Raw genomic sequence first — 15,169 nt, 5'->3', positions numbered from 1 at the left:
GAGAACAATTATTAATTAGTTTGCATGTCGACATATCTTAAAGCGCTGGCGACTGGCGATACAGGCCGTATAGTTGGATTCGATCAATCGGGTGGCGTTTATCGCAAGAAGTTGTTGGCCATGGGTTTAACACCAGGCACTGAATTTACAATTACGCGATTTGCACCGATGGGCGATCCGGTTGAAATCAAAATTCGCGGCTTTTCGTTGTCGCTGCGTAAAAACGAGGCCTCCGTCTTACTTATAGAAAAAATATGAGTATGGATTTTACTGTTGGCGTAGTTGGTAACCCAAATTGCGGAAAAACCACACTGTTCAATGCACTGACCGGCTCCAGGCAACACGTCGGCAATTGGCCTGGTGTGACTGTTGAACAAAAAACCGGCGAATACGCGCACCAAGGCAAACAGATAAGCCTGGTCGATCTACCCGGCACTTATTCACTAGAAGCCGACGACGACAGTATCTCCCTGGACGAAAAAGTCGCGCGCGATTATGTCGCTTCTCGCCAAGCTGATTTAATCATTAACATCGTCGATGCCTCCAATATAGAACGAAACTTATATCTAACCTCGCAATTGATAGAAATGCGGGTGCCGATGATTTTGGTCCTGAACATGATGGATGCGGTAAAAAAACGCGGCATCAAGATCGATATCGAACTGCTTGCCAAACAAATGGCTTGCCCGGTAGTACCGGTTACCGCCGCTACGGGTTCCGGCATTAAGGAATTACGCGACCTTATCAATAAAGCTAGCCTCAGCAAGCCCATTCCCGCATTACAAGTTAATTACCATCCAGCTATAGAACAAGCTGTCAGTCAATTGCAGGCTCTATTGGCTCAACAATCTGTCGATTTAGTTTGTGACAGCCGCTGGCTTGCCTTGCGCTTACTTGAAAACGATACCTTGGCAAAACAACTTGCCGGCCCTGAACTACAAAAAATTGCCGAACAATTGCGCGCGGATATCGAAGCGCAAACTCAAGATGAAATCGACATACTCGCGGCCGACGCGCGCTACGGTTTGGTTAATCAACTGGTACAAACCAGCGTCTGCAAACTTAACGAGGTTTCCCGCAGCACCACCGATAAAATCGACAGCGTGGTGTTAAATCGATTTTTGGGGATTCCGATTTTCTTGTTGGTCATGTATGCCATGTTCATGTTTACCATCAACATCGGCAGTGCTTTCGTTGACTTTTTCGACAAAGCGGTCGGTGCGTTACTGGTGGACGGTTTAAGCGAACTATTAACTGGCATGAATTGGCCTGCTTGGCTGGTGGTGTTGATCAGCAGCGGCATCGGCGGCGGTATTCAAGTGGTGTCTACCTTTATCCCCATTGTTGGCTTTTTATTCATATTTTTATCGATGCTGGAAGATTCCGGCTACATGTCCAGAGCTGCATTTGTAATGGACCGGTTCATGTGCATCATCGGCCTGCCCGGCAAATCGTTTGTGCCGATGATCGTCGGTTTTGGCTGCAATGTACCGGCCATTATCGCGACCCGGACGCTGGATAATCAGCGTGACCGGGTATTGACCAATTTGATGAATCCGTTCATGTCCTGCGGCGCCCGCCTGCCCGTTTATGCCTTGTTTGCCGCGGCCTTTTTCCCGGTTGGCGGCCAGAATCTGGTGTTTGGTTTGTATTTGTTCGGTATTGTGGTGGCGGTGTTGACCGGTTTAATCATGCGTCACACCTTGCTGCGCGACTCCCCTACTCCTTTTTTGATGGAACTACCCGCTTACCATTTGCCCACTTTGCAAGGTGTCTACACCAAAACCTGGGAACGCTTGAAAACCTTTATCTTCAACGCAGGCAAAGTCATCGTGCCTATGGTACTGGTGTTAAATGTATTAAATTCTTTGGGTACGGACGGTAGTTTCGGACAGGAAAATAGCGATAAATCAGTACTAAGCGAAATCGGCCGCGCATTGACACCTGTATTCCACCCCATGGGTATCGCCCACGATAACTGGCCGGCGACCGTCGGCATCTTTACCGGCGTGTTGGCTAAGGAAGCCGTAGTCGGGACGTTGGATGCGTTGTACAGTCAAATGGCCGTTTCCGATCATACCGAAGAAGAAAAAAGCTTTGATTTACAGCAAGCTCTGTTAGAGGCTTGTCAAACGGTACCGGACAACCTGACGGCCATTGCCGACAAGCTGCTGGACCCATTGGGATTGGGTATCGCCAATATCTCCGATCAGGCTGCGGCAGCGGAACAGCAGCAAGTCAAACTCGATACCTTCGGCGTCATGCAAGCCCATTTTGATGGTCAGATCGGTGCCTTCGCCTATTTGCTGTTTATATTATTGTATGCGCCCTGCGTAGCCGCCACTGCGGCAATATACAAAGAAACCAACGGCAGCTGGGCTTTGTTTGTGGTGTGCTGGACGACTTTTGTGGCTTACTTGACCGCTACCCTCTTCTACCAAGGCATGACTTATGCCCAGCACCCCGATTCAGCTGTCGTCTGGATATTGGCATTAACGCTTATCTTTGCCGGAGTACTATTCCTGTTGCGATTTTACGGCGTGCGCCAAACTAGTGGAGTTCCGCAATGATATTGTCCGACTTACGCAGCTATTTGCAGGAAAAACGCCGGGTAACATTGAGCGATCTTGTGTTACATTTTCATATGGATGCAGACGCCTTGCGCGGCATGCTGGGCAAGTGGATCAACAAAGGCAAAGTACGATTAAGTCCTGTCGGCGCTTCCTGCGGCACTAGTTGCTGCAAATGCGATCCGGCTTTGACAGAGATATATGAATGGGTGGATTAGCGTAGCAAGGCTGTAACGTCTCGCTACGCTTCTGGTTGTTATTGGCCTTCCGCCAACCAACCCTGTAGCGCGTCGATTAACTCTTGCGCTTGTTTTTCGCTGGAAATATTGAATTTAGATTTTTGCTGATATTCGCCGTTACGTTTTTGATAGCGGCGAATGCTAAATCTATCCTGGCTATATTGATTTTTAGCCGGCTCCCAATCCTGATAACGGTAAATAACCGTCGCCCAAGCGCCCTTGCTCAGGACTTTTTTGTCCAGTTCTTTGACAGTTTCAACGCCGCCGTCTTCGTAACTAATGGTTAAATCTTCAACGGTTTCAGCCATATATTTCTCAATGAGGTTAGCAACGGCGCGCAGTCTACCATACATGCGCGACCATCAAAATGCCGAATCACCTAGCGCGCAATGAACTCGCCAAAAGCACGGCTGCCCTCCCCCGTTTTAATCGTGTTCACCACTTTCAGGGTTTTAGCGTCGATGACGGACACATTATTGTCAAACCAGTTGGCAACATAGATGTTCTGGTCGTCCGGATGCGTGCTGATGCCTTCCGGCTTATCGCCGACTGCGACCACGTCAATTTGCTTATATGTGGTGGTATCAACGACCGATACGGTGCTATCGTCCTGATTAGTAACAAACAGCAGACTATCGTTCAACGCCAGTGCAACCGCATACGGCCTGGCGCCAACCTTGATGGTAGCCAAACGCTTTAGACTGCGGGCGTCCAAAACGGTCACATTGTCGCTTTCCACGTTAGCGGAATACAAACGCTTACCCTGACTATCCACCGCTATGCCAAACGGATGCGCGCCGACTTTGGTGGTATTACGGATAGTCAGTTTGCTTAAATCGATTTGCGAAATCGAATCGTCGATACGATTGGCAACATACAGCCAGCGATTATCCGGACTAACGGTCATGCCGGACGGCGATTTGCCGACCGTAAGCGTTTTAATTTTCGCGAAGTTTTTGGTATCAAAAACCGTCACAGAATTTTCATACCAATCAGCGACAAATACCTGCTCGCCCTTTCTGTCCGCGGCGATCCCTAGCGAAGCGCCGCCGACCTTAACCTTGGTCAATTTAGTGAGTTTTTCGCTATCCAAAACCGCAAAACCGCCACCTTCCGGGGTGCTGATATATACCTGTTTCTTCGGTTGATTCAGTGCAACGCCAGCCGGCTTACCTTCCACTTTGATCGTTTCAATGACCTGTTGGCTTTTGGTATCGATAACAGATACCGAATTATCCAACTGATTGGTAATAAAAGCGCGCGAATCAGCGCTAACGCCGGATGCGAATGCACCGAGCAATGAAAAAGCCAACAACGAATATCTGATGCGCATGGTGAGAATGACAGGAATGGGGGGCGAGGGTTCTCGGCGCGAATGACCGAGAACCGAATAACAAAAGCTTAGCGTTTAATATCGATCTCAACTGCGGCGGAACCTGAGCCTACTTTTTTGGCAATCGCTTCCAGACCGGTTTTCAAAACATTGCTAACCGCTTTATCGGCAGTTTCTTCGTTCAATTCGGCTGGTGGGTTGTTGTTGACATAGGCACGGTAGTAAGTGGCCACCCACTCGATTTCGGCTTTTCCGCCTTTATCGTTCACGGACAATTCTGCCGCATAGTTACCCACTGGCAATACTGGCAGCGGCTCGTCTTGACCGGCGTGTTTAATGGTGCCGGTTGAGCTCATATCGGTGATTTTGTATTTGTAAGAGAATTTCGCTGCGTCATAGGCCTTTAATTCTTCTGTGATGGTACCGTTCGCCAAAGTCAACACGCGGATAGCGCCTTTGTTATTGGTGCCGTCGCCTTTCACGCTTTTAATGCCTGGGTGCCAAGACATATCATCGTAGTTCTTGATCAAATCCCACACTTTGGCCGCTGGGGCATCAACAGTGATGGTGGCTGTCATTTTTGCTCTGACCGGACCATGAGCATGGGCAAAACCGGCGAACAAAAATAAAACGGTTGAAACGAGCAACGAGGTTTTTTTCATAACACTTTCCTATGATGGACACATAAAATGGAGCGGGCGATTATAAAATAAAATCCGTCCGCAAGTATTCGCAAAAGCATGTTTGCGGAAATTTTCCCGACTCTGCCATCCTACCCGCACGTATTTAATGACTACAGCTACTTTTTTCTGGCACGATTACGAAACCTTCGGCATCGATCCGCAACGCGACCGGCCTTGTCAGTTTGCCGGCATCCGCACGGATGTGGATTTCAACATCATCGGCCAGCCCGTCATGGCCTACTGCCAGCCCGCCGACGATTACTTGCCACACCCGGAAGCCTGCCTGATAACCGGTATTACCCCGCAATTGGCGGCCGAAAAAGGCGTTTGCGAAGCTGCGTTTGCCGCCATTATCAATCATCAACTCGCCGAACCCGGTACCTGCGGCGTTGGTTACAACAGCATCCGTTTCGACGATGAAGTGACTCGCAATCTGCTTTACCGTAATTTTTATGATCCCTATGCGCGCGAATGGCAAAACGGCAACTCACGCTGGGATATTATCGATGTGGTGCGCGCCGCCAAAGCCTTAAGGCCTGAAGGCATCGAGTGGCCGGTTAACGCCGACGACGTTGCCAGCTTTAAATTGGAAGAACTCACCAAGGCCAACGGTATCGCTCATGAAGCTGCCCATGATGCGTTATCGGATGTGTATGCAACCATCGCAATGGCTAAATTAATCAGGGAGCGGCAGCCAAAACTATTCAACTATTTACTGAACAATCGCTATAAAAACACCGCACTAAACCTGTTGCAACTCGGCAGCTTTAAGCCCTTAATTCATGTCTCCGGCCGTTTTTCGGCCCGGAATAATAGTCTTGCGGTGATTTTGCCCTTAGTGCAGCATCCAAGCAATAACAACGAAGTCATCGTTTACGATCTTTCCGTCGATCCGGCACCTTTGCTTGAGTTAAGTGCGGAAGAGATTCAACAGCGGCTGTTTGTTGCCGCCGAAGCACTACCGGAAGGCATTGCCAGAATTCCCTTAAAAACCGTACATATCAACAAATCGCCGGTGTTGGCGCCATTGTCGGTGATACGCCCGGCCGATGCCGAACGCTTGCAACTCGACTTGGACTTGTGTCTATCCCATTTGCAGCGGATTCAGACTGCGCCATCTCTAGCGGAAAAGCTGTCGCAAGTCTTTACCCGGCAATATCAAGACTCACCTACCGATCCTGATTTGATGATTTACAGTGGCGGTTTTTTCAGCAACAAAGACAAGGCGGCCATCGCCCGGATCAGGCAAGCCAAACCCAGCGAGCTATCCGAATTTGACACCGATTTCGACGATGTCCGTTTGCCGGAAATGCTGTTTCGCTATCGCGCCCGGAATTATCCGCATACCCTATCCATGGAAGACGTCCAACTCTGGAAGCAATATTGCCGGGACAAGCTAAACGGCACACTGGCGACCGGGGGACTGACGCTGGAGCAGTTCAACGCCAAAATTAAACTATTGCGGGACGAGCCAAATGTAAATCAATCGATACTGAACGATTTGGCAGCCTATGCGGAAGATCGACGCCTAAAATTTTCGAATTGATGTTTTTTGCCGATTTAAAAGCCAGTAGATCGTTTCAGGAATAAGGTGCTTTTAGCGTTATGCCGTATAATGACGACCATTTGAGTAAATTTCGACCGAGGCATCATGAGCATTAACCTGTCTAACCGCGTAAAAGCGGTCAAACCCTCCCCTACCCTGGCCATTACCGCCCGTGCTGCCGCGATGCGCGCCGCCGGCAAAGATATTATCGGCCTGGGCGCCGGCGAGCCGGATTTCGACACGCCGGAACATATTAAAACCGCCGCCATTAAAGCCATCAACTCCGGATTTACCAAATACACCGCCGTTGACGGTACGGCCGGCTTGAAAAAAGCCATCATTGCCAAGTTCAAGCGCGATAACGGTTTGGATTATCAGCCCAATCAAATCCTGGTGTCCTGCGGCGGCAAACAAAGCTTTTTCAACTTGGCGCAAGCGCTGCTTAATCCCGGCGACGAAGTCATCATCCCCGCCCCTTACTGGGTATCCTATCCGGATATGGTCCTGCTGGCCGATGGCGTCCCGGTGATTTTAGAAGCCGGACAAGCGCAAAACTTTAAAATCACCCCGGCACAACTGCGCGCCGCGATTACCCCCAAAACCCGCCTATTGGTCATTAATAGTCCTTCCAACCCAACGGGCGCTGCGTATAGCCTGGAAGAATTAAAAGCACTGGGCGACGTGTTATTGGATTTTCCTGAGGTGTTGATCGCAACCGACGACATGTACGAACTGATCCTCTGGAACAAAGGCGAATTCGTCAATATCCTGAATGCCCACCCCGGCTTTTATGACCGCACTATCGTCTTAAACGGTGTATCTAAAGCTTATTCGATGACCGGTTGGCGGATCGGCTATGCTGCCGGCCCGGCACCGTTGATCGAAGCCATGTGCATCATCCAATCGCAGAGCACTTCTAACCCTACATCGATTTCCCAAGTGGCAGCGGAAGAAGCGCTGAACGGCGACCAAGGTTGCATCGACACGATGATGGTGGAATTTAAAAAGCGCCACGATTACGTGGTTGCCGAACTGAACAGCATTGATGGCATTGAATGCTTACCTACCGACGGCACCTTCTACGTGTTCCCGAATGTGGAAAAGCTGCTGAGCAGACTGGACGGTATCAACGACGATCTGGAATTTGCCGAATACTTAATCGAAAAAGCCGGCGTGGCCCTGGTGCCAGGCTCCGCTTTCGGTTGCCCTGGCCACATTAGAATCTCCATTGCCACCAGCATGACCAATCTGGAAAATGCCTTACTCAGAATCAAACAAGCGGTTTAAGGCCTATTAGGATTTGCCATCGCGAACGGATAAACCGACATTAATTTGCCATTTTTCAATTGACAAATTTAATCAATGCTATAGAATTCGCGGCCTTCGCACTTCATCAGTAAGAAGGCCTCGGTGGCGAAATAGGTAGACGCACGAGACTTAAAATCTCGCGACCGAAAGGTCGTACCGGTTCGATTCCGGTCTGAGGCACCATAAAAATTAAGGACTTTGGTTTACACCTGGTCCTTTTTTTATGCCTAATGATTGCCACGTTCCCTTTGAATAACGCCTCGGTAAAACTGGTTGAACATGAAGAAAATATTTCACTTTAAACGCAGAAATCCGCCGCTGCTATGGCGCCTCAAGTGGTTTCTGGTTTTAGTCACTATCGGTTGCTTCGAAATACTCCCGGTCCCGGTCACCGACTCAATCCTGATATTTGTCTTAATCTACAGACCACTGTGGTTCAAAAATGTGGTCAACAAGCTCTATTCTCATCTGCCCTCTGCATCACCAGAGGAAGCCGAGCTATCCTATTTTTCCAAATATCAATTGGATCACCCCAAGCATTTCAATAAGTGACAGTCACCGGCCTTGCTATAGTCTGTGTCGCGTATCCAAGAGCTTTGGAGTTTAATCAAACCCGGCGAACCGCCTGACCGTCAGCGCCGCGCGTTGCTCGATCAGCTGTACGATTTGTTCAACCACTGGATTTCCAGCAAATTCATGATCCGCCGATGTCTGCAACCTGCGAGCAACCACCGGTACATGCCGATTGTCGGCTGCGGTTTCCGCAATATGGCCTAACCAAGCTTGGCCTTGTACGTCCAAGGGACGGACATTGAGGAATCGGCGCAAGTCCGCGATCAGCTTATTGCGGCTGGACGACTTATCGAACTGCTTCAGTTCCTCAAGTCTAGGCGGTCTCTGATACCCAGCTTGGGTGATGATGTACTGGCGGATTAAGGTTGGAATGTCACTGATTTTGACAAAATAGCCCAGCCGCTGGAAGAGTTTCAAATATAAAAAAGCGATAGTACGCGCAGCAGGCCGTTTGGCAATTTGATCGATAAATGTAATTTCCTCGGTTGTCAGACTGTAGACGTTCTGAAGATCATGAGGCGTAGGATCGGCTTTCAGCCGAGGATAGGCCGTTTCGTGGATTAAAGTCATTCAATTCAATCCCAGTGTTTTCCGCTCGCCGGATCGCGGCAAACTGCCTCAAGAACGCATTGGCGAGCATCGGCGATTTGGTGAAGCTCATCAAGCAAGGCATAAAGATGGTCATCAAGAATATCCGTCGAAGACGACGGCACGGAGAGCTGATACAAATACCCGTCACGGTCGATTTGCTGTGCCTGGAATCGCGCAAGACAGCTTGTTGTCATGTCGCGCAAAGCTAGGCGTTTTCGTCGGCTATTGCCAGTGTAAGGCGAAAGTTGTAGCAAAACTTCAATAGTGGTTAACGCGGTTTCAGGTGCGGGCGGCATTTGCGGAACCGATTTTTGTGGCGTAGGATTGTCGGGATGCGGCAATATCCGGTTCATCCCGCGCTCAAAGCGTTCCTTAAGGCTTTCATCGGCGCCATCCAAATAGCGCATGGCTGATTTAACGTCACCCCAGCCCACATAATTCATCAACTCCCGGATATCCCAACCGCTTAGCCGCGCCCAATTGGCGAAACCTCGTCGTAAGGAATGACTGCTGAATTCCTCGGCGTTGGCTATTCCGGCTTGGGCAAGTAACTTACGCAGTAGTGGAATGATACTGCCGGGAGCAAGTCCGGTTTCGGCGAGTTGGCCCCATCGATCAATTTTCCGGTACAGCGGGCCCTCCTTTAATCCCGACAAATCCAGCCAATGCGCCACGGCTTCTACAGCACACAATCGTGAAAGCGCAGGACAAGAATAGTTACGTCCGTCCAATTGCCGATCTCCTTTACTGCGAGGCAGAAAACACGTTAATCCTTCGCCTGGGGTAATTTCGATAAACTCAATGCGCAGACCTGCAAGCTCATCCGCTCGAAATCCCCTCCAAAAACCCAACAGTACTAAGGCCCGGTCTCGGGCGTGCCGAAGAGCACCAGATTTATCGCCTCGGGTGGTTGCAACGGATTCGGCATGCGTTAACCATTCGCAAATTCGTTGCAGAATATCCAGCTCCAGTGGCTTGGCACGCTTCTCCCGCGACGGATGAATAGCCCGGATACCTTTAATGACTTGCCTAATCTTGGGGGCTTTAGTTGGATCAGTAAAACCATGATCTTGATGCCAACGCGATAAGGCTGCTAAGCGATGTTTGAGGGTGTTTAGGGAAAGCGATTCCGCGTGTTCGGCAAGATAACGGGCAACATTATCAACAGACGATGGCAGCAATCCACCCCATTCGATTTCAAAATGTCGAATTGCCGAATCGTAACTACGTCGAGTATTAGCTCGTTCAGCGGCATTTAAATATTGATCGACTCGATTCATTATTAAGTAGGGATTTATGCAGGCAGTCTTGTTATAAACAACATTTGGCAGGCTAAAATGTTTAAGCGAGTCCTTAAGCTCTGAGTCGATGGCTACCGGTTTAACATCCTTTCCCGTATTGACAGACAGTTATTACATTAATGATGAATATTAGAGCCTATCCGAATAGAGCGGTAGTTCCCCAAGTGAGATTACCGCAGGCCAGATAAGACTCGGTCTGATTTCCCAAAGGTTCAGAATCCGGCGGAAGTGGTCGCCCGCTATGTATGCGCTTTAAGGCCCAGCGCCGCAAGCTGAAGCCGGTGGCCTGCGCTTCCTCACCGCGTGCCCGGATATGACCGTATCGCCGCTGAAAGGGGCATGGCTGAGCGCAGGTTAGAAGCGCTCTGTTCTTGCACTTTTGGATTCCTTTCTTGGATTATGCGGCCCGCAGTAGCTGTGTCCGGAAACAGTGTGATTTTTCTGCATATCGTCTGTAATAGTCACCACGAGCTTGAATAGACTACCCCACGTTGCAATTGGAATGTACGTTCCGGAAGGCGGCTCAGGCTTGAAATCAAGCTCGATGGTCACGGAAGCTAACCAGTTGTCCGGAATCCCGTCTGCATAAAGATGCTTTTTCAGGATTGCGTTGTAGCCACAAACAAGCTTTGAAAATTCTAAACTGACTGGAATTATTGATTTCGCAAGAAGATCAAGGCGAACTACCTGCACACCACTTTGTTGCGCAAGAAGACGAAGCTTTCCAATGCCCCAATAGCCGCCTACATCGTTGTTGCGACTTATGAACGATCCATACAACCCGGATGCAATGTTCTTGAGTTGTTTTCGCCGTGCCATGGTTAGACTCTAACGTGGAGGTAACCCGCCGCCCGACAGGGCGGTAGAATCGAGCACAGGGTTATCCGTTATGATCCGTGTAGCCGACGGATTCATAATAAACCGCCACGAGCTGCTCGATCTCTAAGTAAGGCAACCCATTCATTGCTTGAATCAACCAAGCGATCGGCCAATGGCCAGCCTGGCGCGGATTCGATTAGATGAAGTATTGACCACGCCAAACCAAAACAACCATCGGGCCCAAACAGTTTGACCAGAGCTCGAGCCTCTTCATTTGACACCGGCTTGGTTACGGAACGAAGCAATGCCTCCAATTGACGCAGATGCTCTAATGACGCCTCAGGCTCAGGCGGCAGTGGACCTAGTAGAACGAGGCGCTTAATCTCAGGACGCATACCCAGCCCACCCGACGAAAACCACAAAGCGGTTTTTGGACATATGAGACGCTGTGTTATGTGCGTTGCCAAACATTAAACCTGATAACATCGTTATGTATGCCATATACCATAGCGGCTTTTGATTTTTCGTTGAAATAATAGTCCATCCAACCGTTATTCATTCTTAATTCCCAGTCTTCCTTATTGCCATATCTTTCCAAGTAGAGACTGATTTTTCTTTTCTTACCAACTTTCCATATCCTGCCTAGCGGGTCGTCATACCAAACAGACTTAACAAAAGCATTTTCTTCATATATTGCCATGTCAAACTCTGGTGTATTTATACGAAAAGACATATCGTCACCAGTTTTTTCAATTTCCGGCGCACCGAATGTGCTCAATATCTCCAAGCCCTCTTTGATCGAAATACCTAGAGGTATTACAGGAGTGTATAGCTTCTTTGGGAAAATAATGTTCATTTTAATTTATTGCATATAACGTAGAATTCAGTCGATGGTTGGCGCATAGCGGAAAGTAATTAGTTGTAATGTGTAATTATGTTTTATTGACTTTCAAACCATTTTCCAATCAAAAAACCAATTAGCCCCAAAAGCAAGAAAAAACCGATAATACCGTGAAAGATTCTTTTTTGAGACGAAAAATCTTTTTGCAGCAATGCTGCCGACTTTTCCTCTTCAATGTTTCTCAAAACAACATCATCAGGATGATTAAAGGTTTCGTCAGCAGAGGTATAAGTTTCAAACTCATCGCCTCGGACTCTGCCGCCAAGCTGTTTTGCAAAATTGATAACAGGATCGATTTCCCAAATTTCAGGGGTCTTTATCCAGAGTTCGCCATCGTTGTACCAAAGCGTGGACTCTCCATTTTCAGTTAACAACTTAAACGAGTCCGGCGCTTCTGAATATTTCCAACCTCCGATTTTAGTTGCCACAAGCTTCGCTTCTTCAAGAGAAATCGGTAGCTGCTTGCTATTTTCACTGCGTAGTATTGTGAGATGGTAGCTCATAATTATTTTTCTAAACCTAAAATAGAGCCAACCGGGCTCGGCGCGGTAAGCTGAAAAAGCAAAACAGTATTGTAAGCGCGCAACAGTTGAGTACCATATAATACTTTTTATTTATCCTAAAAAATATTATTACCAAGGGGTTATAAAGTGATAAAAATCGCCAAAACTTTGCACGGCTTTAGATGCAGAAATTTTAATTGACCTACCTTTAAACAACCAAAAAGTAAAAATAGGAATAAACAGTCCAACAAAAACCAAGACTTCAATTACATAAAAACCGAAAAAATAAATAAAGGTATTTATCCCACCGAAATATCCTCCAGTCAGAGCAAGAACGAAAACCATGACATTAACTATAAGTAGATATTTAAGCTTTAACTTTGCATTTATAATTATTTCGTTGTCGTCCATTTCTTAACATATCCCTAACTTGCATAATCTAGAAGTATACGGAGGAGGACGCATCGCGTTGAAAAGCGGCACAACGCTTCCACCCGTCCCACTGCCATCTTAAATGTCACGAACTGATTGACCAGCGCCGTGCGGCACAAGGAAAAATTTTTCATGTTTTTGAACATAGCCTCGCTCTAATTTTGCCAGCGGCTCCGGATATGCGAGAAAGGCTTTGTCTAAATTTTCCAGAATATCTTCTTCCTCGGGCCCCCATGACGCCATTTGTTTTTCCCGTTGAGCTTGATCTTTGGGCGGTTGACTATTGGGAAATACCTCAAGTGCTTTTTCAACAATAGATGCGACTTGAGATGCGCCCATGGCACGCAATGCAGAGGGTGTCGCGGTTGCAATATTGCCACTTAAGTTATGGAAGTACTGCTCAAAGCCGCCGTTGTTTATTTCCTGTTCCAGTTTATCGAGACAAAAGACAACTCTTTCTGGTTCATTAAGCGCATCGAAGCCGATCATGGCTTCGCGAGCGTAAACCAGATTGCTCATTGCAATGGCAAAATCGTTGTCGGAAACGTGATTCAGCGCCTCCTGAACAGAATTTGGGATACGCTCGTATACAGGTGGGTTGTTCATTTTTGTGCCATTTTAGGTTGAAAATCACCGGACCAAGGAAAGCACAGCTTGCCATCGGTCCGTTGGATTGCATGGTTAGCCATCAATTTAGGTCATGCCACGGTAGTAGATTTTTCCTGAACGGATAAAAGCCTCGACCTCTCGCCAGGCTCTTAAATCAGTAACTTTCGGAGTTTTGAAGTCGAGTCCCATAAAATGACATTGTCCTCCACAGTTGGGGCATATATAGGCCCGCTCATGGTTGAGCTGCTGTGCCTTGCGTTGCTGGGCTAGACGCTGTTCTTGAGTCATAAACCGACTAAACGCTCCCGACATTTGGGGGCGTTTGAAGCTCTTTCGGCATTTGAAGCATGCATATTGGAGCGGATGGCCGCCGCTACGCATCTTGGTGGCTAATATAAAGCTAACCGACGCTGCGCGGCTTTATCGCGTAGCGTCCAGCGACTGAAGGGAGCGAGATTGAGTGCCATGTTATGCATTCTCACCCTCGATCAGTGCAATGAAGTGCTCAAATCTTGGTGCAATTTGCTCAATGCTGCCATCAGGATCGATTGGATCAAAGCAAACCACCGAGCAGGTGCCAGACTGTCGCATATCAAAGGCCAAGAGTTCCCCGCAACCGTTACTGCCAAAGACAAAGGCCTCTTGTATCGTGTAGGTACCACTTTCCCAGTACGCAAGAGCGTCCTCTGCTGAATCCAAGCACAATCTATAGGGATTGATAGGTAACCCGACTTCTCCACCGTTTCCAAGTCGCAGAAGATCAAGATATGAAGCCGGTAGCCCTACAATTGTGGATTGCAATTCTTTGAGCACTTCCTCGGAAGCACCTTTGGGAAATAACCAGGATGGCTTACTTGAGTTCATGATAAATAACGTTTGAATTAACGGGCCGGTTTTTAGGGTCCCGGTTGAATGAGGGGGGGGTAGGCATTAAACCGCTCCAAAAGGGATTGACATGAAGCGTTGCCAATTTGCTTGGCCCAAGCAGTCGACGCATCAATTCGAGGTTGATGTCTAAGCGATGCCTCTTTAGACCAAAGCTCTCTTGATGGGCCTATGGGGAGATAATCTGTTTCTGATGCAATGACAATAAAAGTCATAAAATCTGGATCGGATTCGCCCACTTCGGCCTCGTGACGTAGCGAAGCCAACACGATTGCGCCCTCAAGAAAATTTACTTCTCCGCTTAGCATCCCATCAGCAATCGCCGCGACGCGGTGCCGAACCGACGCTACATATTGCTCATGTGTTATGCCATTGCTCATGAATGCCTAACGTAAAATTAAGGAGCAGGAGCAGGAGCAGGAGCAGGAGCAGGAGCAGGAGCAGGAGCGACCATTCCGCTTGAATGTTAAGTTATAACACGCTATTGCTTCCATTCGTCACCAGTTGACTTGCTATAAGGCTCTTGTTTGTTATCTGCCGGCATAGCGAATTTGCAGTTACAACAAGAAAGTTTTCTGATATTGATGAAGCAGGACAAAGCCCATAAGCTAAAAAACCTTTTATTGCAGTTTGGGCATTTCGCGGAAATAACATGGAATGCTACTAAAGCCCACGTCGAATAAGTCCCTATGATAAATATCGGATCATTATTATTAATGCCTAGACCGACAATTTTAGATATGCCAACGCCTAGAAAGGCTAATATCACAGGGAGGCCACAATATTGCAACTTCCGCTTAATTTTGTGTAACTCAATTAGTTTTTGATCTTTGTGCACGATTATCCCAAAGACTTTTAACGATATGGGTAAGTTGA

At 48.0% G+C, this 15,169-nt stretch carries 17 protein-coding genes and 1 tRNA gene; 6 read left to right on the top strand and 12 right to left on the bottom strand.

What is annotated here, in order from left to right:
• Nucleotides 1–24 precede the first annotated feature (24 nt).
• Genes DDY07_RS07500 through DDY07_RS07490 form a run of 3 tightly spaced genes read left to right on the top strand, consistent with a single transcriptional unit; the run spans nucleotide 25 to nucleotide 2,788 of the window.
• Nucleotides 25–258 carry a FeoA family protein gene (locus tag DDY07_RS07500; protein WP_033156249.1) on the top strand — a complete coding sequence of 78 codons (234 nt, stop codon included), beginning with the start codon at nucleotides 25–27 and terminating at the stop codon, nucleotides 256–258.
• Nucleotides 255–2,570 carry a Fe(2+) transporter permease subunit FeoB gene (gene feoB / locus DDY07_RS07495; RefSeq protein ID WP_171695419.1) on the top strand — a complete coding sequence of 772 codons (2,316 nt, stop codon included), beginning with the start codon at nucleotides 255–257 and terminating at the stop codon, nucleotides 2,568–2,570. Before DDY07_RS07500 ends, feoB begins: the two co-directional genes overlap by 4 nt.
• Complete coding sequence (locus DDY07_RS07490) at nucleotides 2,567–2,788, top strand: FeoC-like transcriptional regulator (protein ID WP_033156247.1); 222 nt, start codon at nucleotides 2,567–2,569, stop codon at nucleotides 2,786–2,788. Before feoB ends, DDY07_RS07490 begins: the two co-directional genes overlap by 4 nt.
• A gap of 38 nt (nucleotides 2,789–2,826) precedes the next feature.
• Here the strand turns inward: DDY07_RS07490 and DDY07_RS07485 are convergent, their stop codons facing one another.
• The 3 genes from DDY07_RS07485 to DDY07_RS07475 form a co-directional block, all read right to left on the bottom strand.
• Nucleotides 2,827–3,117 (bottom strand): hypothetical protein, encoded by a 291-nt coding sequence (locus DDY07_RS07485; RefSeq protein ID WP_036272448.1) that lies wholly within the window; start codon nucleotides 3,115–3,117, stop codon nucleotides 2,827–2,829.
• A gap of 71 nt (nucleotides 3,118–3,188) precedes the next feature.
• Nucleotides 3,189–4,142: a beta-propeller fold lactonase family protein gene (locus tag DDY07_RS07480; protein WP_171695418.1), complete on the bottom strand. Its 954-nt coding sequence runs from the start codon at nucleotides 4,140–4,142 to the stop codon at nucleotides 3,189–3,191.
• Nucleotides 4,143–4,210: 68 nt separating this feature from the next.
• The gene (locus DDY07_RS07475; RefSeq protein WP_033156245.1) at nucleotides 4,211–4,804 is read right to left on the bottom strand and encodes an SRPBCC family protein; all 594 of its coding nucleotides are present in this window, start codon (nucleotides 4,802–4,804) and stop codon (nucleotides 4,211–4,213) included.
• 127 nt (nucleotides 4,805–4,931) lie between these two features.
• Here DDY07_RS07475 and sbcB point away from each other — a divergent pair, with 127 nt between their 5' ends.
• From sbcB to DDY07_RS07460, 3 genes are all read left to right on the top strand, one after another.
• Nucleotides 4,932–6,371 (top strand): exodeoxyribonuclease I, encoded by a 1,440-nt coding sequence (sbcB, locus tag DDY07_RS07470; protein WP_171695417.1) that lies wholly within the window; start codon nucleotides 4,932–4,934, stop codon nucleotides 6,369–6,371.
• Between the two features lie 105 nt (nucleotides 6,372–6,476).
• On the top strand, nucleotides 6,477–7,658 hold the full coding sequence (locus tag DDY07_RS07465) for a pyridoxal phosphate-dependent aminotransferase (RefSeq protein ID WP_171695416.1): 1,182 nt from the start codon (nucleotides 6,477–6,479) through the stop codon (nucleotides 7,656–7,658).
• Nucleotides 7,659–7,775: 117 nt separating this feature from the next.
• Nucleotides 7,776–7,862 (top strand) — tRNA-Leu (locus DDY07_RS07460).
• A 420-nt stretch (nucleotides 7,863–8,282) separates the two neighbouring features.
• Here DDY07_RS07460 and DDY07_RS07455 read toward each other — a convergent pair.
• From DDY07_RS07455 to DDY07_RS07415, 9 genes are all read right to left on the bottom strand, one after another.
• The gene (locus DDY07_RS07455; protein WP_171695415.1) at nucleotides 8,283–8,822 is read right to left on the bottom strand and encodes a DUF4158 domain-containing protein; all 540 of its coding nucleotides are present in this window, start codon (nucleotides 8,820–8,822) and stop codon (nucleotides 8,283–8,285) included.
• A gap of 5 nt (nucleotides 8,823–8,827) precedes the next feature.
• Entirely contained in the window at nucleotides 8,828–10,123 is a 1,296-nt protein-coding gene (locus DDY07_RS07450) for a site-specific integrase (RefSeq protein WP_171695414.1), read from the bottom strand.
• 375 nt (nucleotides 10,124–10,498) lie between these two features.
• Nucleotides 10,499–10,963 carry a hypothetical protein gene (locus tag DDY07_RS07445; RefSeq protein WP_171695413.1) on the bottom strand — a complete coding sequence of 155 codons (465 nt, stop codon included), beginning with the start codon at nucleotides 10,961–10,963 and terminating at the stop codon, nucleotides 10,499–10,501.
• A 451-nt stretch (nucleotides 10,964–11,414) separates the two neighbouring features.
• The gene (locus tag DDY07_RS07440) at nucleotides 11,415–11,819 is read right to left on the bottom strand and encodes a hypothetical protein (RefSeq protein ID WP_171695412.1); all 405 of its coding nucleotides are present in this window, start codon (nucleotides 11,817–11,819) and stop codon (nucleotides 11,415–11,417) included.
• An 83-nt stretch (nucleotides 11,820–11,902) separates the two neighbouring features.
• Nucleotides 11,903–12,367: a hypothetical protein gene (locus tag DDY07_RS07435; protein WP_171695411.1), complete on the bottom strand. Its 465-nt coding sequence runs from the start codon at nucleotides 12,365–12,367 to the stop codon at nucleotides 11,903–11,905.
• A 129-nt stretch (nucleotides 12,368–12,496) separates the two neighbouring features.
• A complete protein-coding gene (locus DDY07_RS07430) occupies nucleotides 12,497–12,778 on the bottom strand; it encodes a hypothetical protein (protein ID WP_171695410.1) in 282 nt (93 codons plus the stop codon).
• A gap of 99 nt (nucleotides 12,779–12,877) precedes the next feature.
• Nucleotides 12,878–13,405: a DMP19 family protein gene (locus tag DDY07_RS07425; protein WP_171695409.1), complete on the bottom strand. Its 528-nt coding sequence runs from the start codon at nucleotides 13,403–13,405 to the stop codon at nucleotides 12,878–12,880.
• 471 nt (nucleotides 13,406–13,876) lie between these two features.
• Nucleotides 13,877–14,272 (bottom strand): SMI1/KNR4 family protein, encoded by a 396-nt coding sequence (locus DDY07_RS07420; protein ID WP_171695408.1) that lies wholly within the window; start codon nucleotides 14,270–14,272, stop codon nucleotides 13,877–13,879.
• Nucleotides 14,273–14,304: 32 nt separating this feature from the next.
• Nucleotides 14,305–14,673 carry a DUF2489 domain-containing protein gene (locus DDY07_RS07415; RefSeq protein WP_171695407.1) on the bottom strand — a complete coding sequence of 123 codons (369 nt, stop codon included), beginning with the start codon at nucleotides 14,671–14,673 and terminating at the stop codon, nucleotides 14,305–14,307.
• Nucleotides 14,674–15,169: the final 496 nt, after the last annotated feature.

It is taken from the genome of Methylomonas sp. ZR1, from assembly GCF_013141865.1.
GTDB lineage: Bacteria > Pseudomonadota > Gammaproteobacteria > Methylococcales > Methylomonadaceae > Methylomonas.
This window is presented reverse-complemented; position numbering and strand designations above follow the sequence as displayed.